General features: G+C 51.7%; 31 protein-coding genes. 4 read left to right on the top strand and 27 right to left on the bottom strand.

Annotated elements, in window-relative coordinates; translation table 11 throughout:
* Positions 1-118: 118 nt before the first annotated feature.
* The 15 genes from era to NST37_RS09465 all read right to left on the bottom strand — a co-directional run bounded on the left by era (position 119) and on the right by NST37_RS09465 (position 10,467).
* The gene (gene era, locus NST37_RS09535; RefSeq protein WP_003390614.1) at positions 119-1,036 is read right to left on the bottom strand and encodes a GTPase Era; all 918 of its coding nucleotides are present in this window, start codon (positions 1,034-1,036) and stop codon (positions 119-121) included.
* On the bottom strand, positions 1,029-1,490 hold the full coding sequence (locus NST37_RS09530) for a cytidine deaminase (protein ID WP_161785208.1): 462 nt from the start codon (positions 1,488-1,490) through the stop codon (positions 1,029-1,031). The genes era and NST37_RS09530 overlap by 8 nt, the downstream gene beginning before the upstream one ends.
* 17 nt (positions 1,491-1,507) lie before the next feature.
* Positions 1,508-2,191, bottom strand: a complete 684-nt coding sequence (locus NST37_RS09525; protein WP_194247095.1) for a DUF502 domain-containing protein — start codon at positions 2,189-2,191, stop codon at positions 1,508-1,510.
* Positions 2,192-2,198: 7 nt separating this feature from the next.
* A complete protein-coding gene (locus NST37_RS09520) occupies positions 2,199-2,582 on the bottom strand; it encodes a diacylglycerol kinase family protein (protein WP_003390622.1) in 384 nt (127 codons plus the stop codon).
* Positions 2,583-2,592: 10 nt separating this feature from the next.
* The gene (ybeY, locus tag NST37_RS09515; RefSeq protein ID WP_003390624.1) at positions 2,593-3,072 is read right to left on the bottom strand and encodes an rRNA maturation RNase YbeY; all 480 of its coding nucleotides are present in this window, start codon (positions 3,070-3,072) and stop codon (positions 2,593-2,595) included.
* Positions 3,073-3,087: 15 nt separating this feature from the next.
* A complete protein-coding gene (locus NST37_RS09510) occupies positions 3,088-4,062 on the bottom strand; it encodes a PhoH family protein (protein ID WP_003390627.1) in 975 nt (324 codons plus the stop codon).
* A gap of 34 nt (positions 4,063-4,096) precedes the next feature.
* Complete coding sequence (gene yqfD, locus NST37_RS09505) at positions 4,097-5,371, bottom strand: sporulation protein YqfD (protein ID WP_051567410.1); 1,275 nt, start codon at positions 5,369-5,371, stop codon at positions 4,097-4,099.
* A 32-nt stretch (positions 5,372-5,403) separates the two neighbouring features.
* Positions 5,404-5,688 carry a sporulation protein YqfC gene (yqfC, locus tag NST37_RS09500; RefSeq protein WP_003390630.1) on the bottom strand — a complete coding sequence of 95 codons (285 nt, stop codon included), beginning with the start codon at positions 5,686-5,688 and terminating at the stop codon, positions 5,404-5,406.
* Between the two features lie 230 nt (positions 5,689-5,918).
* Positions 5,919-6,116: a sigma-70 family RNA polymerase sigma factor gene (locus tag NST37_RS09495; RefSeq protein ID WP_003390632.1), complete on the bottom strand. Its 198-nt coding sequence runs from the start codon at positions 6,114-6,116 to the stop codon at positions 5,919-5,921.
* Between the two features lie 206 nt (positions 6,117-6,322).
* Positions 6,323-6,814: a hypothetical protein gene (locus NST37_RS09490; protein ID WP_003390635.1), complete on the bottom strand. Its 492-nt coding sequence runs from the start codon at positions 6,812-6,814 to the stop codon at positions 6,323-6,325.
* An 11-nt stretch (positions 6,815-6,825) separates the two neighbouring features.
* Entirely contained in the window at positions 6,826-7,833 is a 1,008-nt protein-coding gene (gene floA / locus NST37_RS09485; RefSeq protein ID WP_003390637.1) for a flotillin-like protein FloA, read from the bottom strand.
* Positions 7,834-7,840: 7 nt separating this feature from the next.
* Positions 7,841-9,184, bottom strand: coding sequence for a nodulation protein NfeD (locus NST37_RS09480; protein WP_003390638.1), 1,344 nt, complete (start codon positions 9,182-9,184; stop codon positions 7,841-7,843).
* Positions 9,185-9,400: 216 nt separating this feature from the next.
* Positions 9,401-9,847, bottom strand: coding sequence for a GatB/YqeY domain-containing protein (locus NST37_RS09475; protein ID WP_003390639.1), 447 nt, complete (start codon positions 9,845-9,847; stop codon positions 9,401-9,403).
* A gap of 17 nt (positions 9,848-9,864) precedes the next feature.
* Positions 9,865-10,038: a 30S ribosomal protein S21 gene (gene rpsU, locus NST37_RS09470; protein ID WP_003390641.1), complete on the bottom strand. Its 174-nt coding sequence runs from the start codon at positions 10,036-10,038 to the stop codon at positions 9,865-9,867.
* A gap of 105 nt (positions 10,039-10,143) precedes the next feature.
* Entirely contained in the window at positions 10,144-10,467 is a 324-nt protein-coding gene (locus tag NST37_RS09465; RefSeq protein WP_003390643.1) for a histidine triad nucleotide-binding protein, read from the bottom strand.
* A 395-nt stretch (positions 10,468-10,862) separates the two neighbouring features.
* Between NST37_RS09465 and murF the strand changes: the two genes are divergently transcribed.
* Positions 10,863-12,245, top strand: coding sequence for a UDP-N-acetylmuramoyl-tripeptide--D-alanyl-D-alanine ligase (gene murF / locus NST37_RS09460; protein ID WP_003390645.1), 1,383 nt, complete (start codon positions 10,863-10,865; stop codon positions 12,243-12,245).
* A gap of 44 nt (positions 12,246-12,289) precedes the next feature.
* On the opposite strand, the gene NST37_RS09455 is transcribed toward murF, so the two are convergent.
* Both NST37_RS09455 and NST37_RS09450 read right to left on the bottom strand, forming a co-directional pair.
* Entirely contained in the window at positions 12,290-13,426 is a 1,137-nt protein-coding gene (locus NST37_RS09455; protein ID WP_003390647.1) for a hypothetical protein, read from the bottom strand.
* A gap of 183 nt (positions 13,427-13,609) precedes the next feature.
* Positions 13,610-14,731 carry a D-alanine--D-alanine ligase gene (locus tag NST37_RS09450; RefSeq protein WP_024984570.1) on the bottom strand — a complete coding sequence of 374 codons (1,122 nt, stop codon included), beginning with the start codon at positions 14,729-14,731 and terminating at the stop codon, positions 13,610-13,612.
* 228 nt (positions 14,732-14,959) lie between these two features.
* On the opposite strand from NST37_RS09450, the gene NST37_RS09445 reads away from it, so the two are divergent.
* Both NST37_RS09445 and NST37_RS09440 read left to right on the top strand, forming a co-directional pair.
* Positions 14,960-15,454, top strand: coding sequence for a hypothetical protein (locus NST37_RS09445; RefSeq protein WP_003390653.1), 495 nt, complete (start codon positions 14,960-14,962; stop codon positions 15,452-15,454).
* 71 nt (positions 15,455-15,525) lie between these two features.
* Positions 15,526-15,720 carry a DUF4177 domain-containing protein gene (locus tag NST37_RS09440; RefSeq protein WP_003390655.1) on the top strand — a complete coding sequence of 65 codons (195 nt, stop codon included), beginning with the start codon at positions 15,526-15,528 and terminating at the stop codon, positions 15,718-15,720.
* A 140-nt stretch (positions 15,721-15,860) separates the two neighbouring features.
* Here the strand turns inward: NST37_RS09440 and NST37_RS09435 are convergent.
* Positions 15,861-17,191, bottom strand: a protein-coding gene (locus tag NST37_RS09435; RefSeq protein ID WP_122958896.1) for an IS1182 family transposase whose coding sequence is annotated in 2 segments (ribosomal slippage) — positions 15,861-16,651 and positions 16,651-17,191 — 1,332 coding nt in all. Because the reading frame shifts where the segments join, the coding sequence is not laid out codon by codon here.
* Positions 17,192-17,375: 184 nt separating this feature from the next.
* On the bottom strand, positions 17,376-18,671 hold the full coding sequence (locus tag NST37_RS09430; protein WP_003390657.1) for a class I SAM-dependent rRNA methyltransferase: 1,296 nt from the start codon (positions 18,669-18,671) through the stop codon (positions 17,376-17,378).
* Between the two features lie 78 nt (positions 18,672-18,749).
* On the opposite strand from NST37_RS09430, the gene NST37_RS09425 reads away from it, so the two are divergent.
* Positions 18,750-19,688 (top strand): Na/Pi symporter, encoded by a 939-nt coding sequence (locus NST37_RS09425; RefSeq protein WP_003390659.1) that lies wholly within the window; start codon positions 18,750-18,752, stop codon positions 19,686-19,688.
* 19 nt (positions 19,689-19,707) lie between these two features.
* On the opposite strand, the gene NST37_RS09420 is transcribed toward NST37_RS09425, so the two are convergent.
* From NST37_RS09420 to dnaJ, 8 genes are all read right to left on the bottom strand, one after another.
* A complete protein-coding gene (locus NST37_RS09420) occupies positions 19,708-20,373 on the bottom strand; it encodes an LrgB family protein (RefSeq protein WP_024984571.1) in 666 nt (221 codons plus the stop codon).
* Positions 20,366-20,767, bottom strand: coding sequence for a CidA/LrgA family protein (locus tag NST37_RS09415; protein ID WP_003390663.1), 402 nt, complete (start codon positions 20,765-20,767; stop codon positions 20,366-20,368). The genes NST37_RS09420 and NST37_RS09415 overlap by 8 nt, the downstream gene beginning before the upstream one ends.
* Before the next feature lie 199 nt (positions 20,768-20,966).
* Positions 20,967-21,632: a deoxyribose-phosphate aldolase gene (deoC, locus tag NST37_RS09410; RefSeq protein ID WP_003390664.1), complete on the bottom strand. Its 666-nt coding sequence runs from the start codon at positions 21,630-21,632 to the stop codon at positions 20,967-20,969.
* Between the two features lie 4 nt (positions 21,633-21,636).
* Positions 21,637-22,065 carry an NUDIX domain-containing protein gene (locus tag NST37_RS09405; RefSeq protein WP_031932413.1) on the bottom strand — a complete coding sequence of 143 codons (429 nt, stop codon included), beginning with the start codon at positions 22,063-22,065 and terminating at the stop codon, positions 21,637-21,639.
* Complete coding sequence (mtaB, locus tag NST37_RS09400; protein ID WP_031932412.1) at positions 22,062-23,420, bottom strand: tRNA (N(6)-L-threonylcarbamoyladenosine(37)-C(2))-methylthiotransferase MtaB; 1,359 nt, start codon at positions 23,418-23,420, stop codon at positions 22,062-22,064. Before mtaB ends, NST37_RS09405 begins: the two co-directional genes overlap by 4 nt.
* A 43-nt stretch (positions 23,421-23,463) precedes the next feature.
* Positions 23,464-24,213 (bottom strand): 16S rRNA (uracil(1498)-N(3))-methyltransferase, encoded by a 750-nt coding sequence (locus NST37_RS09395; RefSeq protein ID WP_003390671.1) that lies wholly within the window; start codon positions 24,211-24,213, stop codon positions 23,464-23,466.
* 18 nt (positions 24,214-24,231) lie between these two features.
* Positions 24,232-25,173, bottom strand: a complete 942-nt coding sequence (prmA, locus tag NST37_RS09390) for a 50S ribosomal protein L11 methyltransferase (protein ID WP_339186609.1) — start codon at positions 25,171-25,173, stop codon at positions 24,232-24,234.
* Positions 25,174-25,213: 40 nt separating this feature from the next.
* Entirely contained in the window at positions 25,214-26,350 is a 1,137-nt protein-coding gene (gene dnaJ, locus NST37_RS09385) for a molecular chaperone DnaJ (protein ID WP_003390675.1), read from the bottom strand.
* Positions 26,351-26,457: the final 107 nt, after the last annotated feature.

Raw genomic sequence — 26,457 nt, 5'->3', positions numbered from 1 at the left:
CATCCTTTCTGTTTTCGGCTAAATCCACTTCCTTACTTAGATTCACCTGTGCCCGTTATTCTATGCCTTGGAAAAATTACCTTCGATCGCCAAGCCGCTTGCCGCAAGCAAAAACGTCTTATTCCTCGTTGTAGAAGCCAAAGTTTCGCAGCATTCTTTCCTGGTTGCGCCAATCCTTTTTGACCTTGATCCACAATTCCAAAAACACCTTGTCACCCAGCAGCCGCTCGATATCCACCCGTGCGCGTTTGCCGATTTCCTTGAGCATCTTGCCTTTTTCGCCGATCAAAATGCCCTTCTGCGAATCGCGCTCTACATAGATTGCTGCATAGATATACAGCGTTTTGCCGTTTTCTCCCCGCTTCACTTCTTCGATCGTGACGGCAATCGAATGGGGAATCTCTTCGCGCGTCAGATGGAGCACTTTTTCGCGAATCAATTCAGCCATGACGAATCGCTCAGGATGGTCCGTCACCTGGTCGGCCGGGTAAAACATCGGTCCCTCTTCCATTTCATCAAAGATGGCCTGTACGAGAGATCCCGTATTATTCCCCTCCATTGCGGAGATCGGAATGATCGCTTTGAACTCGTACAACTGCCGGTACTCGTCAATAATCGGCAGCAGGGCTTCCGGATGGACCTTGTCAATTTTGTTGATGACTAAAAAAACCGGTGTCTTCACCTGTTTGAGGCGATCGATAATGTACTCGTCGCCCGCCCCGCGTTTTTCTGTCGCGTCAATCACAAAGAGCACCAGGTCGACTTCATTCAAGGTGTTTTCCGCCACCGAGACCATGTAGTCGCCCAGCTTTGATTTCGGCTTGTGAATGCCCGGGGTATCCAGGAAGATGACTTGGCCTTCTTCTGTCGTATATACGGCCGTAATTTTATTGCGCGTCGTTTGCGGCTTGTTTGACATGATGGCAATTTTTTGGCCAACAATGTGATTGAGCAAGGTTGACTTGCCGACGTTTGGTCTGCCCACGATCGAGACAAACCCCGATTTGAACGATGATTTGGTCTTGCGGTTATCCACGTAAATCCTCCTTGGTGAACGCCCCTGGCAGCAGGGCTGATACGGTTGTCTCCAAGACATCTCCATTCAGATTGGACAGAATGACAGGCATGTCAGGCGGGCATAATTCGGCCATGACCTGGCGGCAGGCACCGCACGGCGAGACGGGATCCGGCGTATCGGCTACGACGGCAATCGCCTTGTATTGTTTGTCTCCCTCGGAAAAAGCCTTGAACAAAGCTGTTCTCTCCGCACAGTTGCAGAGGGGAAACGCCGCGTTTTCAATGTTGCAGCCGAGATATACCTTGCCGCTTTCCGCTAGGAGCGCTGCGCCCACAGGAAACTTGGAATAAGGTACATAGGCCCGTTGTCTAGCTTCTTTTGCCTGCGCCAAAAGCGCTTGTTTATCCATATTCATCACTCTCTGTTCTGTGAAAAACGCTGAGGCGTTTTTCTTATTTTCGACTTCAAACACATACTTCTTGCACCGTTTTACGACTCCTCTGGTTGAATCAATGCGGTGGGCTCGCTAAGCCGCTCTTTTGGCGGAACAACACCGCCCGAGATGACAAATTTTAACCCATCTTCGATCGACATGTCCAGAAATGTTACCTCACTTCGCGGAACCAGGGCAAGCCAGCCATTGGTCGGATTGGGCGATTTGGGCAAAAACACGTTTACGTATTCCTTGCCCGTAAACTCCAAGGCCCCGCCCTGCGACTCTCCTGTTAAAAATCCGACCGTGTACACTCCCTTACGCGGATATTCCACCAGCACCACCTGCTTGAAGCTGGAGCGTTCATGCACCAGCGCTTGGGACACCTGCTGAACCGTAGAATACACGCCTCGTGCGACCGGAATGAACCCGAACAGCCGCTCCACCATGGAAAAGACATGCCTTCCGACCGGTGTACGGGCAATCCCCCCGATCAATAGCAGGATCAATAGCAGCAGCAAAACCCCGATGACCGGGATGTGGCCATGAAAAGGGACGCCAAGAAACCAGACGAGCTCCCCCTGCCTGGAGGCCAGTCCGGTTGTCAGCATCAGTTCTGTCAGCCATCCCCCGACAGCGCGATCCACCATGAAAAAAACCAACTGCAACAAGTAGACGGTTACAAACAACGGAAGCAATACCATGAAGCCAGCGAATACTCGTTGCCACACTGCAGTCATGCTCCTTTCACGCTGGTAGCCATGCGGACAATTTTTGTAGGATAGGAGGACCAAAGACGTACAATCCGACGATGACAGACAATACGGCCGCAACCAGTACAGATCCGGCAGCCGCATCCTTGGCTGCTTTTGCCTTTTCGTGTCTCTCGGGTGAAGCGAGATCCACTGTTGCCTCGATTGCCGTGTTCATCAGCTCTAATGAAAAGACGAGCGCGATAGAAAAAAAGACCAGCAAAACATCGTTGCGGGAAATCTCCAACCACCACGCCATCACCAGCGCCACGATGGCTGCTGCGACGTGAATGCGCATGTTTCGCTGAGTCTTCACGGTATGGGCAATTCCTGCAAAGGCGTACGAAAAGCTGCGAATAAAGCTGCTCCATGCACGCAAGGTATATCGCCTACCTCGTCAAGCCAATTTTCTGCAGTACTTCCTCTTGACGGGAAAACATTTCTTTTTCTTCCTGCTCGGTTTGATGGTCATACCCGAGGAGATGGAGAAAGCCATGGACGGCCAAAAAGCCCAGCTCCCGCTCCAGTGAATGACCGTAATCCCGGGCTTGCTCCTCAGCCTTTGGCAACGAAATGATGATGTCGCCAAGCATGTTGGGAAATTGGTCAAGCTCTTCTTCGTCGATAAAAATGTCCATTTCGCCTTCTCCCGCCTCGTTCATGGCGAAAGACAGAACATCTGTTGGACGATCGACATTCCTGTACTCGCGGTTCAGCTCGTGTATGCGTTCATTGTTAACCAATGTGACGACCACTTCTCCGCTGACTTCTTCCCGCTCTGCTGCTTCCTGCAGACAGCGGACGATAAGGGCTTCGAGCTGCTCGCCAATCGGTTCGATTTCTTCGTGAAGGACTTCTACAGATAACACGAATGCTTGTCTCCTTTACCTGGTGCTGTGTTCTACTTCGTCTTTGGCGTACGCCTCGATAATTTTTTGAACCAGGCTGTGACGTACGACATCCGCCTCCTGGAAGCGGATAAAGGCGACGTCCGGGATAGGGCCGAGAATCCGCTCAGCCTCTCGCAATCCGGACTTTTTGCCCTTCGGCAGGTCGATCTGTGTCACGTCACCCGTAATCACCATCTTGGAGCCGAATCCAAGACGGGTCAAAAACATTTTCATCTGCTCCGGAGTGGTGTTCTGGGCCTCATCGAGAATGACAAAGCTGTCCTCCAGCGTGCGGCCGCGCATATACGCAAGAGGCGCCACCTCGATCAGTCCCCGCTCCATCATTTTTGCCACCTGCTCTACACCCAGCATGTCGTACAGTGCATCGTACAGCGGACGCAGATAAGGATCTACCTTTTCCTGCAGGTCGCCAGGCAAAAAACCGAGACTTTCCCCTGCTTCTACCGCAGGCCGTGTCAGGACGATCCGTTTGACTCGTCCATTTTTAAGAGCGCTGACTGCCATCACAACCGCCAGATACGTTTTTCCGGTACCCGCCGGTCCGATGCCAAACACGATATCATGCCGTTTCATTTCGGATAAATAATGACGCTGTCCCAGTGTCTTGGCGCGAATCAGTTTTCCTTTCTGCGTCCGAGCCACTTCCTCCTCGTAGACATGGAGCAGCTGTTCAACCTCTCCATTTTCGAGAAATTGCAGCGCGTACGATACGTCACGCTCAGAAAGGGGGATGCCTCTGCGGATCAGCTGAAGCAAAACGGAAAACAAGCGAGACAGCTTATCCACCTCTGCCTTGTCACCAGCGATGAGGACCTCACCACTTCGGGAAATGATTTTTGCAGTTGTTTTTTCTTCAATGATTTTTAGATACGCATCGTGGGGTCCAAACAACAGTAGTGCTTCAGATGCATCAGCAAACGGGATTTTTACCTCTTCTTGTACGTGCAACAGGCTTCCATCTCCTTGCAGCAGTAATCATATGTTAGGGAGCTGGATCAGGCGAGGGCGGCGAGGCCACAATCGGCTGTTCCTCAGCAATATCTTCGATGACAGAAAAATGAATGCTCAAGTAAACTTTACCATTCTCTCTCTTGACGTGCAAAACTTTTTCGTCTCGAATGGCCGCATCCGCTCCCGCTTTTTGCAAGATATCCTCGCGTGCGATCTGTTGGGCCAAAGCGATTGCCTCCTCTTGGCTGAGCTCCTGCGCGACCGGCTCTACCTCCGCATGCGTAACGGTCTTCCAGCCGATGGGAATCGAGAACCCGGCTATCGAAGGCGAATATCTTTCTTCGGAGGACTCCGCTTTTGCAAATGGCTCGATTTGCCACGGCCAAATCTGCAGCGCGTATGGCCCGACCAGCAAGTACTGGTGTTCTTGCTTTTCCCCCGTGTAGCGGTATTGGGAACGGGTTAGCGGAACGGAGACGTTGCTGATATACCAGACTTCTCCTTTTACAGTCCCTTTGGCTGCCACTGCCTTTTGCCGTTGATCATTCCCGATGATCCCTGAAATGAGGATTTGTCCTTTATTGACAACCTGATTGACCGTCACCGCTTTCTTGCCTGCCTCTGGCAAAATGGTGGAAATGACCGCCCGCTTCTTTGCCACCAGATGGCGTGGCCCGATCGGATCAGGCAACTCCTGTTCCTCCTTCTCGACCACCTGGATGATCGCCTTCGTTCCCTGGATGTTCACCCATATCCAGGAGGCTTGCGGAATCAGCTTCATCATCTCCCGCCGTATTTCCTGCGGTTCTTTTAGTTTGGCCTTCCATACCCCTTCTTTAATCCCTACTTGTTCTGCTGCCTTGGCCACCATTTCCGGATGGAGCTTTTTGGTCCCCACTACCTCTATTTGCCAAACGAATGAGGAGAGCATGTACAATCCGAAGAAAAACAAAGCGACACCCGTGATAAAACCCGCTTTTTTCCGCAAACGAAACAGCCAAAACGGAAATCCCTCCCGCTTTTGCACATGCACCCGGCAGCCCGTCTCCTTTAAAAGCGGCCGCAAGCGAAAGTAATCCTGAAGCAGGATATCACAACTGCTGACCTCTGTACCGACCCTGCGAATGTTCCATACCTGTATTCCCTGTCGCACTGCCATGTTGAGGAACCTTTCAAAACGTTTGCCACGGACCGTAATCGTGATATGTCCGTTCATCCATTCCTGCAGTCCATTGCGCATGCTAGTCCCCACTTTCCTCGCGTATTCACCCTCATCCCCGCCGGGAATGGCAGACCACTGGCTCATCGGTGGCCCCCCATCCTTCCTGCGAGTCCGACTTACGTTTTCTCGAGAAATTTCACCCCGCCGATCCTGCCTTCCAATAGCACTTCTTCGGGTAAAATGGCGCGGATGACCAGTTGCTCTCCCGTCACAATCAGTTGACCGTTGGTTAACAGTAAACGGAGCTCCTTCTCACTGAAGTGGAGAACTCCGCGGTGGTTTTCAATATACATCTGCAAATGACCAATCATGGTGATGCGCGGGACTTCGAGAACCACATCCTGCGGCAAATCCAGCACTCCTACTGCCAGATTACGCAACCGGCGGCTCCATCGCCTCATGAGTAAGCCCCCCCCTTTCGCTGACGCATCTATGGAGTATGGAGAAAGAAAATCGTCAAAGACAAGACAGCATCGTGCCCGCAATTCTTCTCTTATAACCGTATGCGGCATAGCCGGAGGAACATGCAGAAAACTTCATGTCACAAACGAAACGATAGGCGAGAGGACCAAAAGGCAGCCAAAATAAAAAAAGCCCGTCACTCCATGCGAGGAGGAGCAGGCTAGTTCTATCATCCTTGATGAACGGGTTGTTTGGAACCCTTCGAGGATCGCGAGGCCGCTTTCCACTTTTTCAGTACACGCTTTACTTTTTCAGCCGTACAACCGCAGGCGATTGCTGTCTCGTAGATGGATTTTTTTTCATAAATCACCAGCCGAATCACTTTCTGTCGAAATCGGCTCATCCCTTCCAATGCCTGTGGATTCATCCTTTTCTACCCCTTATCTTTTCTAAATATTGTAATTCTTTTCCTTCTTTAAGAATAGGAGATGGATGCAATCGACACAAGTAGTGTTATTCGATATCTTTCGACAGCGAAATCTACCAAAGGGAAGCCTTCTATGGAAAAAAGAAGAGCTGCCCTGCATGCAGTCTCTTCTGCTTTACAGGACAGCCCCTGCGGCCAAAATAGGTTTACAAGCTTCTTCTCGCTGGAAGATGGGGAGTGCGCGCTCGAGGTGGGCCATAAATCATCGCCCACTTCATCCCTTCCCGAGGATCGAACGTATCGTGCTGCTCTTCCTCACGCGAAACTGCAGGAGCGCTTGCAGACTCTTTTCTCTCCAGCGGACGTTCTGCCTCAGCAGCGGTTTCCAGCGTCACCAAATGCTCCGACTCTTGCCACCCCTCAGTCTGTACGCTGCTTTCCATAGCAGGTGCCGCTTCAGGTCGAGGCTCAAGCGATGTGACGGTCCGCCTTTCTTCCTGCTCTTGCTCCCACGGCCATCCGCCGCCATCCGCTGGTGTAAGCACCGGGCGGGGAGCGGGTTTTTGATTCGGCTTTTTATTTCCTTTCAGACCTAACAGCTTATAGCCCAAGTAGCCCAGTATGACAAACCAGAACTTGCCGATCAGCGGAATTGCCCAACCCAGCAGATCAAATAAGAGCTCCAGGAGATCGTCCATGATCCCGGCCTCTACTTCTTGTCATCCGGCGGGGTAATCGGTTTCTGTTTTTCACCCGCATGACCGAATGATTGACGCATCTGGGTATCCGCTGAAATATTTTGCAGGTTGTAGTAATCCATTACGCCCATTTTGCCGCTTTTCAAAGCCTCGGACAAAGCGAGTGGCACTTGCGCCTCCGCTTCCACTACTTTTGCTTTCATCTCTTCTACGCGGGCTTTCATTTCCTGTTCGGTTGCGACAGCCATCGCGCGGCGCTCTTCGGCTTTTGCCTGGGCAATGCGTTTGTCCGCCTCTGCCTGATCGGTCTGAAGCTGTGCCCCGATGTTTTTCCCTACATCTACATCTGCAATGTCGATGGACAGGATTTCAAAAGCGGTACCAGCGTCCAACCCTTTGTTCAATACCGTTTGGGAAATTCTGTCCGGATTCTCCAGCACGTCTTTATGCGCCTCGGAAGAACCGATTGTCGTCACAATTCCTTCTCCTACACGAGCAATGATCGTCTCTTCGCCTGCACCCCCGACGAGTCGGTCGATATTGGCACGCACGGTTACCTTTGCTTTCGCTTTCACTTCAATACCGTTCTTGGCCATCGCAGCTACGATTGGCGTTTCGATTACCTTCGGATTGACGCTCATTTGGACCGCTTGAAGCACGTCGCGGCCAGCCAGGTCAATCGCGGCCGCACGCTCGAAGCCGAGCGGAATATCCGCACGCTGCGCGGCAACCAGGGCATCAACAACGCGGTCTACGTTACCGCCGGCAAGATAGTGGCTCTCCAGTTGATTGGTGTCCAGCTCAAGCCCTGCTTTTCTTGCCTTGATCAACGGATTGACGATCCGCGACGGGATAACCCGGCGCAGGCGCATAGCCACCAGTGTAATGATCCCGATCCGAACGCCGGACGCCAATGCAGATATCCAGAGCATGACCGGGACGAACGAGAAGAAGATGGACAGGACAACAATTGCCACTGCCACCATAAAAATAAGAGGAATTAATCCGCTTTCCAACATGTACAATCTACTCCTTTTGATCGATTTCCTGAACGACTACCCGAGTTCCCTCAACTTGGCTCACGACTATTTGCGAACCAGCGGCGATAAATCCGCCTGCGCTGACTGCGTCAATCCGCTTGCCATCAATCTTCACGACACCGGCCGGACGAAGCGGCGTCAGTGCCACACCGTTTTTGTTCAACAAATCGCGCTGGTCTTTCGGGGCGACGTATCCCGCTTCGTTTCGCTGAACCTCACCTAGGATAAACTTGCTGAAAAGGCCTTTTATCCCATACTTCTTGATGAGAATGAGCATGACGATAACCGTGACCAGAACGGCAATACCCAAAGACGCAAGCCCTTGCTGCGTGTCGTAAGCCGCCATGATCAAACCGGTGACGATACTGATAAAACCAATGGCTCCCACAATTCCGCCCGGCAAAAAGATTTCCATGATCATCAGCAAAATACCGAGGACGAACAGGGCGATGTGCAGCCAGGTGGCAAAACCTGCCACGTAATGCCCGAAGAAGTACAGGCCAAAGGCACACAGCGATATCGTCCCCGCCACACCAAAGCCTGGCGCAAACAATTCAACGACGATTCCGACCAGGCCGACAATCAGCAGCAGACTCATGACGACCGGACTTGTAACGACACGGGCGACACGCTCTCCCACTGTAGGCTCGATGGTCTGCAGGCTGTCCGCCTGAACACCCAGGTACGAAAGCAATTCTGCTTTGCCCGACACCACCTGATCGGCATATCCGAGCTCTTTGGCCCGTTCTGCCCCGAGCGAGAGGACGGTCCCCTTGCCTTTCAGCCCGGGATACTCTTTGTCGATCTCTACCATTGCACGGGCTACCTCTTCGTTTCGCCCGTTCAGCGCTGCTGCTTGGGCCATTTTTTCAGACCAGCCGGAAATGAGCTTCACGTCCGCCGCATTTCCTGCCAGATCGATTGGAGTGGCTGCCCCGATGCTGCTGCCGGGCGTCATCACAATCTCGTTTGCATTCAGGGCTATATAGGTTCCCGCAGAGAAAGCCTGATTGTCGATATAGGCGACTACGTGAACCGGGGATTGCCTGATCAGCTGCCCGATCGAATCGGCAGCTCCGATCTCGCCGCCCGGCGTGTTGATGTGCAGGACAATCAGGTCGGCCTGCTGGCTTTCCGCTTCGGCGAACGCTCTTTTTAGGAAACTTCCCAAGCCTTGCTCGATCTCATGCTCCACAGGGACCCAGTAAGCCTTGTGATAAGTTTTGGCATCGGCCAAATGTCCGGTGGTAAAACCCAAAATCGCTACAGCAATGCAAATGACTGACAGTAATAGCCGCAGAGGGTTCACCGTACGCCTCATTGAACGCATCCCATATACCTCCTTTCTTCGATTGCCTCAGATGTCAGCTACTAAGGGTATACGGAATACATCCCTAATCGTTTCATTTTTCCTTTGTTCATTGTCAGGATCGGCATTTTCACGCAAAATATCCCGCTTCTGGAAGCTTTTCGCTGCAAAAAAAGAAAAACCCAGTCGTTTGAAGACTGAGTTTTTCTGTCGTATCTATATGAGGTTGTTCCTTTTTTACGTTGGTAGTTCCTCAGATACTATCTTTTGCACGAGTGTACCGTCAGCTTTTCCCTTTACTTTTGGCATGATGACGCCCATTACCTTGCCCATCTCCTTTTTGGAAGAGGCACCGGTGGAAGCAATCGCTTCCCGGACAATCTCACGAACTTCGTTTTCACTCAGTTGTACAGGCAAATAAGCTGAAAGCACTTCAATTTCTTCTCGTGTTTTTTCGGCCAGATCCAAACGGCCGCCTTTTTCAAACTCATGGAGGGATTCACGGCGCTGTTTTAACTCACGGGTCAAGATGGTCAGCTCTTCGTCTTCAGACAACTGTCTACCTTTGTTAATCTCTTCGTTCTGGAACGCAGCTTTCACCATGCGAATAACAGAGAGTTTTAGCGCAGCTTTGTCCTTCATCGCTTGCTTCATATCTTGATTGAGTCGCTCCATTACACTCATGATGGGCCCTCCGTCAATTAATACTTGCGCTTACGAGCTGCTTCGGATTTTTTCTTGCGCTTAATGCTTGGCTTTTCAAAGTGGCGACGTTTACGCAGTTCCGCCATCACCCCAGATTTGGCGCTCTCACGCTTGAAGCGGCGAAGTGCGCTATCCAAAGACTCGTTTTTCTTGACTCGAATTTCTGCCATCTGTCTTCCCTCCCTCCGCTAAAACCGTGGGACACCTGTTACCAACAGACTGTCACACTTCATTATAGGACAGAAAACCAAGGCAGGTCAACCTTTCTTTCCAACTTATTCTTGGAAACCTGCCATAAAGTGATAGTGAATATGGAAAACTTCCTGTCCGGCTGATTTTCCGCAGTTGTTTACGAGACGGAATCCGTCCAGCTTCAATTTTTCCGCAAGATGCTGTGCAACCTTGTGAATATGAGCAATCAGCGGCAAATCCTCTTCCTTTGCATCCATCAACGTAGGAATCGGCTTTCTCGGAATGATCAGGAGGTGGACCTTCGCTTTGGGTGCGATGTCGTGAATCACGATCACCCTGTCATCTTCATATTCAAACCTGGCTGGAATTTCTTTATCCATGATACGCGAAAAAATGCTTTTTTCCATCGGGGAAATCTCCTCCTGCCCGCACATATTCTCATTTCAGAAGCTGTATGTATTGGTAAGATGCCGAGGCCTTCCTCCAAACTAGTATTATGATAGCCGAGTTCCTCCGGGAAATGCAATGTCCGCCCGCCAAAAGGTCGTTTATGCGGACAAAAAAGCCTTGCGGTGTCAGGACAGGAATGGTAGCATGGCTTCGTAGTTTTCCCCGGTATAGTCCGCATCTTTTTTCTATACCGTCCGTGGTCAACAGCGAACGCTGCGCTGCCATGAATTTCTCATCAGAGACAAACGTATCATCAAAGCGTGCGGTCGCCGTTGAGCACGGGAAAAATGTCGAGGCGTTTCGATCCCCGCGGAAATGGGGACATTATGCACGCAAAAAGGAGATTGTTTACATGAAGCCAATGAAACTGGAACAGATCGCCGTCATGGCAGAAGGTCTGGTTTTGTCAGGTGATCCCGCCCTCGCTCTGACCTCTGTTCATTTTGACACGCGGCAGTTGGATGCTGGCGCACTGTTTGTAGCGATTCAAGGTGTACGAGACGGACACGATTACCTCCTGCAAGCGGTTGAAAGGGGAGCACAGGCTGCCATCATCTCCAATCAGCAAAAAATCCCGGAGAATCTGCCGGAAGGCTTTGGACTGATCCTGGTCAACGATACGCTTCGCGCCTTTCAGAAGCTGGCCAAAAATTATCGCAGGCTCTTTCCGATTCCGATGGTTGCCGTTACAGGCAGCATAGGCAAAACGACGACAAAGGATATCGTCTCGCACGTTCTGGAAAGCAAGCTCTCGATCCATAAAACGTATAAAAATCTGAACAACCACCTGGGTGTGCCGTATTCCCTGCTGCAGCTTGCGGACAGCCATCAGGCCGCCGTTCTGGAGCTCGGCATGAATCATGCCGGAGAGATTGATCTGCTCGCCTCTTTAGTAAAGCCTCGCATCAGTGTCATCACGTACATCGGTGAATCCCATCTGGAATTTTTCGGTTCCCGGGAAAAAATCGCGCTGGCCAAGGCAGAGCTGCTGCCCCATACGGATCCCGACGGCTTTGTTCTGTTAAACGGCGACAATGAATACTTGCGCAAAATCGCTCATTTGTACCCTGGCAAGGTTCTCACCTACTCGGTCGAGGGTCCGGCGGATATTTGGGCGGAACGCATAACGGCGGAAGAGAACGGCATGGCATTTGACGTCTGTTTTCGGGGAGGAGACCGTTTTTCCGCATTCCTCCCGCTTTTCGGAAGCCACAATGTGTTGAACGCGCTGCCTGCTGTAGCGATCGCACGCCATTTTGGAATGACCGACGAGGAGATTATCCGGGCTTTGGCCGCTGTAAAGCTGTCCGCCATGCGCTTTGAACGGAAAAATTCCGTCACCGGCGCGGTTTATATCAGCGATGCCTACAATGCCAGCCCCACATCGATGGAAGCGGCTGTCTCCACCTTTGCTGACATCCTGCCAGATCGCACGAAAGTATTGGTATTGGGGGAAATGTACGAGCTTGGTCCGGACAGCGGAGAGATGCATGCACAGGTTGGCCGTTTTGCCAGCAAGCTGCGCGACCGGTTCTCGCTGCTGGTAGCCATCGGAGAGCTGGCCCGTCCCCTGTACGAGGCATACGAAGGCGAGAAGCGCTTCTTCGCTGCGAAGGAAGAAGCTGCGGATTTGCTGGCTTCCCTCTGCGACAGCTCGCATGCCTTTTTGTTCAAGGCCTCGCGCGGAATGGAGCTGTGGACGCTCCTGGAGGAAATCGAGAAGCGACAAGGATAAAAAAAGCCCCGGAATGGGGCTTTTTCTGTATCAACTATACAACTCTACTGTTCGACAACATGTCGGTATTCATTGAGTTTGTCAGGCGAAAACGCGGAGTAATACATAGAGGCCAGGTCAGCAACATAGACAGATTTTCCGTCTTGCGACCATCCGATTACCCGGATATTGTCAATGGCAGACAAGTAGGGACTCCATTTATTCTCTCCGATTCCTCCGAAAGGATAGAGAAAGCTGCTCGGCTCCTTTTGATAGCGGATCATCATGTAGCTGTCCTGGGCATTGGAGGGGCGGAAAAACCATTCCGCTGCGAAAGCATGCCCTTTCGGCGACCAGACAATCTTGTCGATGAATTGCTCCATGATCGGCAGATGGGACTGTTTTTGCTGCATTACTTTTTTGCCTGTTTGAAGATCAAGGAAATACTCCTCGTTCTGTGTTCTGACATACTTGTACTTCATGTCACTGGAATACGACGGAAAAGCACTTAGCTTGTGCTCGTATTTGAGCCCGGTCGGAAGGTCGAGCTCCTTGTAGGCGGCGTTCGTTTTATAAAACAGCTTGCGCGATGTCGGCATCCAGTACAGGCTTTGAACATCCCGGCTGTAGCTGGGAGTCATCGCAAACCGGTCATTTATTTTCATTTTCAGAGTGGGAACATGCTGCAGATACAAGTGATACCGCACCTGCTCATCTGTGCCTTTCAGGTCCTTTCGGATAAAAGCGAGATATTCTTCATCAGGTGCAACCAGGAAGTCTGTGATCGGATACGCAGCGGATGCGTGCACCAGAACCTTCTTTTTCCCTGTTGCAGGCTCGAACAGCACCAACTGTTCGTTTTCCAGCATATACAACAGATCTTTGCGGGGAGACCACTTGGCGAAGCCGGGGAGCTTCACCAGCTTTTTTGTCTGCAAGTCGTAGAGATACGGGACGGTTGCATCCTGTTTCGAAAAGCCGATTTTCTCCCCGTAAACGTAGCGGCCCGATGGGGAAATAGCGGCTCTGTGCATCGCCGGCATCTGACCTACAGCCTTGATTGCTCTGCCGTCACCGCTTATTTTGTAAATTTCTGTTGGCGGCTCCTGGGGTTTGGGGGATGGCTGAACGGCCGAGGCCGCGGGAATCGAACCGCCGAGCAGTAATGCCATTGTCAAATAAGTAAGCAATAATCGCTTCATGGCAGAGTGACTTCCTTTCTCGTTATGTGTATCGTTTTCCAGCTCTTTTATAGACGCCCTACTTCCCTGTTTGTTTCACTTCCACTGCAAAAAGATCTGGCAACGGCCTTCTCTGGTCGGCAGAACATAAAAAGAGCGCCTGTAGAGCTCTTTTTCATGCTTGTCTATTGATGTGACTGCCTGCTATTCCAATTCTTCGGCATCCACGATATTTCGTTGTTTGTCCGCATGCCGCTCCAGACCGAGCGTGACCAGTCTGTCGATCAGTTCGCTGTAGCTGATACCGGACTCCTGGAACAGCAACGGATACATGCTGAATGGCGTAAATCCGGGCATTGTGTTCACTTCGTTGATGTACAGGCGATCATTGGCTTCGTCCCAGAAGAAGTCAACCCGGGATAGGCCCGAACCGTCCAAGGCGCGGAATGCCGTTTTCGCCATTTCTGCCATCCGCTCGGCCACATGAGCGGGCACCTCCGCCGGTATCTGAAGTTCTGTACCCGCACCCTTGTATTTTGCTTCGTAATCGTAAAATTCTTTGGCTGCAATGACTTCACCTACCGCAGAGGTAAGCAGCTCCTCATTGCCGAGCACGCCGATCTCCAGTTCGCGTGCCTTTACAGCCTCCTCCACGACCAGACGGCGGTCAAACCTGGCTGCCAGGTTCATCGCTTCGATCAGTTGATCGCGGTCCTTCGCTTTGCTGACTCCCACACTGGAACCCATATTGGCCGGCTTCACAAAACAAGGGTAGCCCAGCTTCTCTTCGATCTGCCTGATAGTCTCTTCCTGCTTTTGTTCCCACTCGGAACGCAGCACGCCAACATAGTTTACTTGAGGCAAACCGGCCTGGGCAAACACGTTTTTCATCATCCATTTGTCCATCCCTACCGCAGATGCCATCACTCCGGCACCTACATAAGGGATATTTGCCAGCTCAAGCAACCCCTGAATCGTCCCGTCTTCCCCGTTTGGTCCATGTACGACGGGAAAAATCACGTCAATTTCCTGCCCGATCGAAAAGACGGATGCTGGACGAACGGCGGCTACAAGCTGCCCTTCCGCTGAATCTTCTGGCTGCTGACTGCCTCCGTCCGACAAGCGCAGCGAATCAACCGCTTCCGGCAATTGTCCGGACAGCGTCGCTCCTTTTACCCAGCTGCCGTCCAATTGTACGTAGACCGGCATGATCTCATATTTATCAGCATCAACCGCCTTCATAATAGACATGGCGGTTCGCAGCGAAACTTCATGTTCCGAGGACTTTCCTCCGTAGATGATTCCAAGTCGTATTTTGTTCCCCATGAACCTTTGCTCCTTTCGCCTCTGCGCGGGCAGAGAGCCTACCCGTATCTCATTCTCTCCCATGGTATGCAAACGCCCTATTTTCTTCTACTCACAAGGCTAATCCATCATCCAGCATACACAATCCCCCTCTCAAATACAAGGGACGTCACGAAAGCACCGCCTGACATTGCGCCTCATATTCTGTAACCAAACAGACATGGAGAATCCTTTACGGGAGGTATGTCCATGAGGGATTATCTGCTTTTTTGCAACTACTGCCGCATGTTTACGCTGCTCCACAGCTACAATCGGGAGACGGGCATGTTTTTAGGCGAGTACTCCCTTTTGCACAACGAGTACACCCGCAACAGCATCGTTCTGAATCGATTTTTACTGGCTCATGTCGGGCATGTGATGCGAGTGATCCCCTCCAAAACAGAGGAATTCCAGGAGATTATTTGCACGGCCGCCCATTTTCTGCAGGACGATATCGACAAGTTCGTCGAGGAAAGTCTGGCGCTTGAAAAATACAAGGAGAGAGATCGGCGAAGCGAACGGGAAATCGGGTTGGTCCAGTTGTATATACTGGAGCATCTGCTCGTACACGAACTGGAAAATATCACGGAGATTCGCGCTTCAACCCCGGCAGAAGGACAAGTTCTGCTCGGCAGGGAGCTCGGTCTGAAACGCGCCCTCGAGCTTCTCAGGAGCGCACTGGCGGAAAAACAGGCACTGGAGTAGGCACTCTTGCAACTTTGCCAGCTAGAGATACGTATAGATTGATAGAGAAATAGCCGCAGGGAGGTCGTGCCATGTTTGAATACAAGTTCGTCCGCGTCGAGTTGTCCCCTTTCCGCCGCCGTCCCAAGCAGGATTATCAGGCGATTGTAGCCGAGCACGCCAGACAGGGCTGGAGATTAGTACAGATTTTCGCTCCGGCAACAGGCGGCGAGGGTGCCGCCATGTACTTTGAACTTATCTTTGAAAAGCAAGCTTCCTCGTCTTGAGGTTCCGCTTTTAACGCTAAAAAGAGCGGGACATACGCTCCCGCTCAGGCTGTCGAGAAACCCCACAATATGTTGGAGTTTCTTCTTTCATAACAATAAAATTGAGCACGAAGTGCTGGAAGTCTTAGATAGCACCACACCTAACATGCCTTTGCAAGGTGGAGTGCTATCTTTTTTATATTTTGAACGGTTGCTGTCAGCAACGCTTGCTCTTGGACATTTTCACGTCCGCGCAACCTACAATAGCGAAGTCCATGCAGTTCTTTGGCATCTGCAAAACTTCGCTCTATCGTTTGGTATCTCAACCTGTATAGGTATTTTCCTGACTTACTTAAGCGGTTCTGTCGAACCCATTCTTTACTCTCTTCCCATACATGCCTGGTTATCACCTTTTGGTGATTTTTTGACCGTGTACACATAGTGAGCATCGGACATGCCTTACATATTTCTTTATTTGACTTATACATTCTGTATCCGTTACGGTCAGTTGTCGAATAAGCAAGCTCATGTTTTTGGGGGCAAATATAGACATTCTTTTCGGGATCATATTTAAACCGCCATTTGGCGATAAGGCCTTTAACAGGTGAAAAAGCTCGATGGCCAATGACGGCAAAGATATTTAGATCGTGCAGAGCCTTGCAGATTGGAGTAGTTAAATAGCCAGCATCCAATGCAACGGCTTCAATGGTATCTGTAAACCCAAACTTCTCAATTTGGTGTTGTAGCCGATCTACATAAGGAACAGAATCATGAACGTTACCCGCAGTCACGTGTACATCAGTTATGATATTGTACTTATGATCGACTGTCCGATGATCGAGATAGAAAAAGCCTTCAGGCTTTCCGTCACGAACCATGTAACCACTGTCCGGATCAGTAGTACTCACCTTGATTTCCTTTTCTTCCTTCACATCCTCTCTAGGCTTCAATCCTTTTTTCCGTGTGCTTCACGGTCTTCATTAATGGCTGCTTCTAAATCACTAAGGTAGGCTCGACTAGATTTTTCAATAACATGCTTCTTAAATTTACGTTTGTTCGCATTTGCTTTCAGATGAGTGGAATCACTTATCAAAACACGTCCGCCAACCATGCGATGTTGGATAGCAAGGCGAACGATTTCATCAAAAATCTCTTGGAAAACATTTGTGTTTTTAAAACGAGTTCGACGATTCCAACTGATGGTAGTGTGGTCTGGAACTCGATCTGTTAGTGAAAGGCCAAGAAACCAGCGGTAAGCGATATTCGTCTGAATTTCCTTTTCGAGTTGTCTTTCTGACCGGATACCGTAAAGGTATCCAATGAAAATCATTTTAAATAAAACCACCGGATCAATGGCTGGTCTACCGTTATCTTCACAATAGTATTGGCGTACTTTTTCTCGGATGAAAGAGAAGTCTACATGCTTTTGAATAACTCGTAGCAAATGGTCCTCCGGGACCAACTCATCAAGGCATACAAATTCATATTGCATTTGTTGCTTTTTTTCATTAGAGGAAAGCACAATAATCACCCGCCAGTAAATGTAATTACAAGAATATTATAACACATTAACGCGGTGTCGTCATAAAATACAGGGAAATAAAAATGGCTGTCGACTTTCTCGACAGCCTGAGCGGGACATACGCTCCCGCTCTTTTTTGTTGCCTACCGCATGGCTATTTTCGATCGCGCACTTCAAAAATGGCGAATTTCAAGTAATGGGCTTCTTCTGCGCCGCTGATTTGCGGATGGTCTTTTCCCGCTCCCCGCCATTCGATCAGCCGCAAAATTTTCTTCGCATCCACCGCCGCTTCTTGAATCGTTTCCAAAAAGAGCTCGGGAGACATGTGATAGGAGCACGATGCGGTCACCAGAAACCCTCCCGGCCTCACCAGCTTCATCCCATGCAGATTGATGTCTTTGTACCCGCGGCAGGCACCCTTAACCGCTCCCCGTGACTTCGCAAACGCTGGCGGGTCCAAAATTACGACGTCCCATGAACGCTTGGCCTCTACGCTCTCCCGCAAATAGTCGAAGGCATTGGCTGTGACAAAATCGACACGATGCAGGAAACCGTTCAATGCGACATTCCGTCTGGCTGTCTCAATCGCAAGTTCGGAAATATCGAGGGCCGTCACTTTTTTCGCACCGTGCTTGCAGGCGTTCAACGTAAAGGAACCGGTATGGGTAAAGCACTCCAGCACTTCCGCTCCATCCCAAAACGGATTTTTGACGATTTTCCCCCTGCGGTCTACAGGGATAAGCATCTTTTCCCCATCTACGTCCACTTCCTGCATCGTAATTCCGTGAGCCTCTCCCCAGCCTTTCATCAGAGGAGCGATTGCCGCACGATTTTCCCGTTGGTCGTAGAAAAATCCGGTTTTTTGTCCCTCTACGATATCGACTACATACTTTAATCCATTCTCTTCGATCGTCACTTCCCGCGGACATTTGCCATACATCACTTCTTTGCTTTGGGTCAGGCCCTCCAGCTCACGGACAGGCACGTCATTTCGCAAATAGATGCCCGTCGGCGCAAATACCTCAACCAATGCATCCCGAATCCATTCCCGGCGCATTTCCATCCCGAGCGAAAGAATTTGGACGACCAAAATGTCTTCGTAGCGATCGACGATCAATCCTGGCAAAAAGTCTGCTTCTCCATAAATCACCCGGCAGGCCCGCGGATTATCCACAAATCGGGTACGAAACTCGGCAGCTTGTCTGATCCGGCGCAGGAAAAAAGAATAGTCGATCGTTTCCTGCGGGTCGTAGCTGAGAATGCGCACGATCATTTGCGAGGAGGGGTTGATATATCCTTTTGCCAAAAAGTGACCTTTGTGGTTCGTCACTTCTACTATATCCCCCGGTTCGACCTCTCCTGCAATTTCCATTACCTCTGACTGAAAAATCCACGGATGTCCCGTTTCCAGCCGTTTTTTCCTGTGTTGATGAAGCTTCACTTGTGCCACTTGGTGATCCTCCTTGTCATGCTCGTCTCGGTACAGGCATAGCGTAATATATAACCCGACAGGTAAGGAGGATCGCTTGTGATCGGTGCTGTCCTCGCTCCCTTTACGTTTGGACTGAGCTTTTTTCTATTGGGTATGTACGCCATGCGAACCGGCTTTCAGAATCTGGCCGGCAAACGCATGGCTGATTGGCTAGCCCGTTTTACCCGTACTCCTGTGCACAGCTTTTGGGTGGGGCTGCTCTCCACCTTTGTCCTGCAGAGCTCCAGCGCGGTAACGGTCTTGACCATCGGACTTACGCACGCAGGCATGATCGGCTTCGCCCAGACGGTGGGAATCATTCTCGGAACAAACGTTGGGACGACCGTAACGACTGAATTGATTGCCCTTCGCCTCGAGTCTTTTGCCGTGCCGATGCTGCTGGTAGGCGTCGCCATGTGGCTTCTGCCGCGCCGGCTGCCGCGCTGTATCGGGCTGGTCGTAGCGGGCTTTGGCTTGATCTTTCTCGGCATTGACACGATGCAGGTCATGGCCGGACCGCTCCAACAGTCCGATACGTTTCGCGCCTTGTTTCTGGAAAGCAGCCATTCCATCTGGCTCGGTTTACTCACGGGTACGATTTTTACGGCGTTGATCCACAGCAGCTCGGCTACCACCGCAATTACAATGGGGCTGATGTCCCATCACATTCTCTCGATGGAGACGGCCTTGGCGATTGTGCTTGGGGCCAACATCGGCACGTGCTTTACCGCCGTGATCGCGAGCTTTGGAACGAATGCTGCGTCCAGACAGGTGGCGTGGTGCCATACCTTGTTCAACGTTGCCGGTGCTCTCCTGTTTTTGCCGTTTCTTTCTCAGCTTGCCCTGGTCAGCGCATTTTTAACGGACAGTCCCTCGATGCAGATCGCTCATTCGCAGACGATCTTCAATGTCATCTGCTCGCTGGCTGCCCTGCCCTTTACTCGTCAAATTGCTGCGTTCGTCAGGTGGATGGTCCCTGACAAAAAAAGGACGTAAACGCGTTTCTGGCGTAAAATCAGAGTGAGAAAGGAATTAAATAAATGGCGGTGACAACTCCGGCCATAATCATCGCTACACTGGAGGCAGCGGTCTGGACTTGGGAAACGCGGTTCAGACTTGCCGTTCCGATCGCATGTGCGCTCGTTCCGACGGCAATACCGATCGCCCAGTCATCTTTCACCCCGACTAGCGCAAGCAGCGGACGGGCAAAAGCGATGCCGACAATCCCGGTCAGCGCTGTAAAGAATGCGGCCAATGCGGGGACTCCGCCGATGTTTTTGCTCAGCTCAACCGCGATCGGTGTCGTGACCGATTTGGTCAGCATGCTTTTTGTCAGCACATCATCCGTTCCAAACAGCAAGCCCACTCCAAAGACAGTGAGTATCGCGACTGCGCAGCCAGCCCCGACGCCAAGCAGCACGCCCCGCCAGATGTGGGCAAATTCGCGTATCTGTTTGGCCAGGGGAACAGCAAGCGCCACTGTGGCCGGGCCTACCCAGAAGGAAATCCAGTCTCCCCCCAGCCGATAAGCATCCCAGTCGCCATTGATGACCCACCAGATAAACCAGGCGCAAACCGATGCCACCAAAACGGGCTGGATAATAGGAAAACGCGCAGCGGCATACATCGCCATCTTATAGGCCGCCAGCGTTACGATTATCGCAAGCAATGGACTAAGCATCCAGCGACCTCCTCTCTGCTTCTGCCGGGGTCGGAGCAGCCGTCTTTTCCCGTTTCCGATCCAGATACCATTGGATCACCTTCCCGGATACAATCATGACAAAAGCGGGCCCCAGCACCATCGCCAAAATCAGCGGCAGCGGATTTTGCGCTACTGTCTGTAAATAGGATGCGACTCCTACCAGAATCGGCACAAAAAACAGCATCATATGGCGAATCAGCAAATGACTTGCTTCTTCTACCCAATCCAGCTTGACAACCCCGGTGATCAGGGCAAGCGTCAGCAGGAGCATTCCCAGAAGGTTTCCCGGCAGTGGAATGTGAAGCCACTGGCTCGCCATCGTTCCGATCCCATAAAAGGCGAGCAGCAAAATGATGCCTTTGATGGTCTTCACGAAAACTCGCTCTCCTCTCTCCTTATCTAATCTCCCTATGACAAACAACTGTGCCCGGCTTAGGGCAAACACGCCTTGCCGGGCTGAAATTCCGTTAGATGGTGACATCTGTTGCAAAAGTATAACAGAAAACAGACTGCAGCAGCCTCGTAAAAGAATAAAAAAAGCCTGACCATCAAACGGTCAGGCTTTCCGTTGTTTAGTAGCCGCTTCCCGCTGCTTCCCCACCGTTTACAATCGCGATACCGGAGCTGGCGCCGATGCGAGTGGCTCCTGCTTCGATCATGGCAAGTGCTGCAGCACGATCACGGACACCGCCGGAAGCTTTTACACCTACTTCGGGCCCGACCGTTTTCCGCATAAGTGCGATATCTTCGACAGTCGCGCCGCCCGGACCAAAACCGGTAGAAGTCTTTACGTAATCTGCTCCTGCTTCGACGCACAGTTTGCAAGCCGTTACTTTTTCTTCCTCGGTCAAAAGCCCCGTTTCCAGGATCACTTTCAGGAGTACATCGCCACAAGCCTCCTTCACGGCGGCTACATCCTGCTTGACGGCCTCAAGATCACCTGATTTGAGTGCACCGATATTCAGGACCATGTCAACTTCCGTCGCACCGTTCGCAATCGCATCGCGGGTTTCCGCTGCCTTGGCTGCCGTCGAGTTTGCCCCGAGAGGGAATCCGATGACCGTGCACACCTTTACATCCGTTCCCGCCAGCAGTTCGGCAGAGCGTTTGACCCAGTAAGGATTTACGCAAACCGAGGCAAAATCATGTTCTCTTGCTTCCGCGCACAGCTTGTCAATCATCGCAGCGGTCGCATCAGGCTTTAACAGGGTATGGTCGATATACTTGTTCAATTTCATATTCCTACACCTCAATCCCGAAATGGTGCAAAGCTAGGCGAAGCACATTATCGTTGTTCCGGTACCCGCGCTTTTGCTGCAGCGCCCACGCCTCATCCGGAGAATGCCAATGGACAGCGTTGATCTCTTCCTCCTGAACAACGATCTCGGTAGAATACGCTTCTACCAGATAATAGTGGACCTCTTTATTGACCAGTTCTCCCGTGACAGGATGATGGTAGTCGTAATAGATGGTGTCCAGCTTTTCTCCCAGACGCCCTCTCACCCCAGTCTCCTCCAGTACCTCGCGGAGAGCTGTTTCCTCAATCGTTTCCCCTAGTTCCTGCTTCCCTTTGGCGAGTGTAACTTTTCCGTAGCGATCTTCTATCAGCATGATCAGCAGGTTGCTGTCTGTTGCTTGGTAGACGACGCCGCCAGCAGAGATTTCCTTCATCCCACGTGTTCCTTCAACTGCATCGGGATCGGTGTGTCCAGAACGCGGACAAACGTGCCTTTGCAGTATTCAGAGCCTGCTTCATCCAGCCGTACCTTGCAAATCTTGCCGATCATGGATTCATCGCCAGGGAAAACGAGATTGAGATAATTGTCCGAATACCCCATCAAGAGGCCGCTTTCGGGCGCTTCTTTGTAAGGACGCTCAGGAATAACCTCCAGGACCTCTCCGACAAATTGCTGGGCGTATTGAAGCGTCAGCTCTCGGTTCAGCCCCAGAAGCTGGGTTACGCGCTCGTGCTTGATTTCTTCCGGAATTTGATCGGTCATCCGTGCCGCTGGAGTACCTGTCCGCATCGAGTACGGGAACACATGCAGCTCGGCAAAGCCGATCTTTTGAATGAACTCGTATCCATTGCGGAATTGCTCGTCCGTCTCACCTGGGAAGCCGACAATCACGTCTGTTGTCAAAGCAACGCCAGGCAGCGCCTCGCGAACCTTGACCATTTTTTCATAAAACTCTGCCGTGGTGTATTTCCGGCGCATCCGTTTCAACACGTCATCGTCGCCGGCCTGAAGCGGTACGTGCAGATGGCGCACGACGCGGTCTGAATGATTGATTACGTCGATCACTTCATCCGTGATTTGGCTCGCTTCAATCGAACTGATGCGGATGCGCTTCAAGCCTTCTACCTGATGCAGGTCGACAAGCAGCTTGGCCAGGTTGTAATCTTCCAGATCTTCCCCGTAGCCGCCTGTGTGGATACCGGTCAAAACGATCTCCAGGTACCCCGCCGCAACCAGCTGTCTCGCTTGCTCAAGGACACTTTCCGGTTTGCGGGAACGCATCAGGCCCCGCGCCCATGGAATAATGCAGAAGGTGCAAAAGTTGTTGCAGCCCTCCTGAATTTTCAGCGAAGCCCGCGTGCGGTCGGTAAAGTTGGGTACGTCCAACTCCTCGAATTCGCGCGCTTTCATGATGTTTGCTACTGCGTTGATCGGCTTGCGCTCAGAACGGATCTGATCCACATACTCGATCAGCTTCTCGCGCCCCTGAGTTCCGACAATGATGTCTACTCCCGGAATTTGAGCGATTTCGCTCGGGGAGGTTTGCGCATAGCAACCGGTAACAGCGACAATGGCGTCAGGATTGCGGCGGATCGCACGGCGAATGACCTGACGGCTCTTCTTGTCTCCGGTGTTGGTAACTGTACATGTATTGATAACGTAAACGTCTGCCTCATCCTGTTCAAAATCAACCCGCTCGTAGCCACTGTTTTTAAACAGCTGCCAGATCGCTTCCGTCTCGTAGCTGTTCACTTTACAACCCAATGTGTGGAAAGCAACCGTAGACATTGCGCCTCCTCCTTTCACTCTATCCATAAACGATTGAAATTTTTTATGATTGGCCCAAGGTACGCTCAAACTGATAAGATGCCGCCGCCAGCACGTATTGGCAAGCTGTTTCCGTCCGCAAGATACGGGGACCAAGGGAAATGGACCGGATTCCGGCAGCTTCAGCCGCTGCTACTTCCTCCGGGGAAAAACCTCCCTCCGGTCCGATCAGGACCAGCAGCGAGTCGCCCGGCATCAGTGCCGGCAAAACCTCATGCAGTGTTGTACCGCCTTCTTTTTCGTATGCAATCACCGCACGGGTGTAGCGCGATGATTCCTCCACGATCTGTCTGAACGTGACTGGTGCCAGCAGCTCCGGCAAGATACTGCGATGCGACTGTTCCGCCGCTTCCTTGACAATCTTGCGCCAGCGGTCCAGCTTCTTCGCCTCTTTCTTGGCGTCCAGCTTGACGATGGTCCGCTCGGAGGAAAAAGGAAAAAAAGCGAACGCTCCCAATTCCGTTCCCTTTTGCAGGACCCACTCCATCTTTTCACCTTTTGGCAAACCCTGTCCAATCGTGATCTGCACCGGGAGCTCCCGCTGTTCGCGAAGCAGCTCCACAACAGTTGCCACTACTTCCTTGCCGGACAAGGAATCGATGCGAACAATCGCGGAACGTCCTGCTCCATCGCTGACGATGATCTCCTCGCCGCTTTTTGCCCGCATCACATTTACGATATGATGAACGTCATCGCCTGTAATGGTGACCTCTCGTTCGGAGAACAGGTGCGGCTCGACAAAATATCTTTGCATCCCGCTAACCTCACTATTTTATCTTTTTTTTGCTGTAATGGCTACCCAATCATCAATGAAAATGGTTTCCACGATCTCCAAACCGGATGCAGCCATCGCGTTTTTCACTTCTTGCGCTTTGGCTTCGATGATGCCTGAGGCAATGAACGTTCCCTCCGGCTTGAGTACGCGGTAGACGTCATCTGTAAAACGAACGATGATCTCAGCCAAAATGTTGGCGACGACGAGGTCTACCGGTCCATCGACGCCTTCCAGCAGGTTGTTCTGTCTGACCGTAATTTTCTCATCGACTCCGTTCAGCTCCGTATTTGCCTGTGCGGAACGGACAGCCACCTCATCCCAGTCCATAGCCAAAACGTGCTCAGCACCCAATTTGACCGCTGCGATGCTGAGAATAGCCGTACCGGTCCCGACGTCAAATACGCGGTCCCCCGGCTGCAGATATTTTTCCAAGGCCCGCAGGCAAAGAATGGTGGTAGGGTGTGTACCCGTTCCAAAAGCCATTCCCGGGTCCATCTCGATGATGACTTCATCCGGACTCTTTTGCTGATACTCTTCCCAAACCGGCTTGATCGTCATGCGATCGGAAACATGCACCGGCTTATAGTACTTTTTCCAGGCGTGGGCCCACTCGTCTTCGTGAACATCGTTTACGGCAATCGTGCCCTTTCCGATATCCAAGCCATAACCTGTCAACTCGTCCAGCTGCTGTTTCAACTCGCTCAGCATATCTCCGAGCGTACTGCTGTCTGCCGCCAGATACGCTTTGACGAATACGCCCTCGGCCGGAAAATCATCCGGGGATAGCTGGTAGATCTCACCAAATGGGGTATCCCAATCGCGATGCAGCACCTCCGGGTCTTCGATCACAACCCCGTTGGCTCCCATCTCGTATAGAAGATTGGACACTGCATCTACTGCCTCCGCTGTAGTATGGATACTAACTTCAGACCATTTCATGAACTACCAACTCCCCATTTACTCTTTTCCTTGGGCAAAACTACTCTCCGCGAAATGCGCGTTTCATTCTTTCAAAAAAGCTCTCGTTGTCTTCCGATGCCGGATGTCCAGGCGACTCGCCCGACAGCTCCGCAAACTCCCGGAGCAGTTCTTTTTGCCTGTCTGTCAGCTTTTTTGGCGTGACGACGCGCGCCTTTACATGCTGATCCCCGCGGCCGTTTCCGCGCAAGAACGGCACACCCTTCCCGCGCAGGCGGAAAAAGGTCTCCGATTGTGTACCAGCCGGGATCTTCAGCTTGACACGACCGTCAACAGTCGGTACCTCGATCTCGTCTCCCAGTGCCGCTTGGGCAAAGGTAATCGGCACCTCGCAGTAAATATCGTTCCCTTCACGTTCAAAAAACTCGTGCGCTTTTACCCGCAAGACGACGTACAAGTCTCCCGGAGGCCCCCCGTTGAAGCCAGGCTCTCCCTCGCCGGAAACGCGAAGCTGGGCACCGTCATCCACACCGGCCGGTATGTTGAGGTGAATTTTGCGGCGAATCTTGACCCGACCTGCGCCTTTGCAGGAGGTGCATTTCTCTTTGACGACCTTCCCTTTGCCCTCGCAGGTCGGACAAACGCGCCGGTTGACGATCCGTCCAAACGGCGTATTCGCGGCCACTTCCTGCTGACCCGTCCCCTTGCACGTATGGCAGGTTTCAACGCCGGAACCCGGTTTGGCTCCGGAGCCGTGACAAGTATCGCACTCGGCTTCTTTCGGAATCTCAACATCTGTCTCTTTTCCGAAAACGGCCTCCGTAAAATCGATGGACAGCCCAAACTGCAGGTCCGAGCCTTTGCGCGGAGCATTTGGATTGGCACGTCTGCCGCCGCCAAAGAACATGTCGAAGATGTCGCCAAAGCCGCCCATATTGTTCGCGTCGAAGCCGCCAAATCCACCGCCGCCGAAGCCCTGATTCGGGTCCTGGTGGCCAAAGCGGTCATACTGGGCGCGAGCTTGCGAATCGGACAGAACGTCGTACGCTTCCTTTACTTCCTTGAACTTCGCTTCGGCATCCGCCTCTTTATTCACATCGGGGTGGTACTTGCGAGCCAGTTTGCGGTACGCCTTCTTGATTTCCTCGGTATCCGCATCCTTGGAGACTCCCAGTACCTCGTAATAATCCCGTTTCATCTCCTGAATCACTCCCATGACAGTCAACTGTTATCATAGCATGTGACAGACTCGAAAAAAAGTCAAAGTCAGCGTTCCGTGACTTTGACTTCTTTTCTCGCTATCAT

It is taken from the genome of Brevibacillus sp. FSL K6-6036 (assembly GCF_037964015.1).
GTDB classification, from domain to species: Bacteria; Bacillota; Bacilli; order Brevibacillales; family Brevibacillaceae; genus Brevibacillus; species Brevibacillus borstelensis.
The sequence above is the reverse complement of the archived record's forward strand: the minus strand, read 5'-3'. Positions and strand labels throughout refer to the sequence as shown.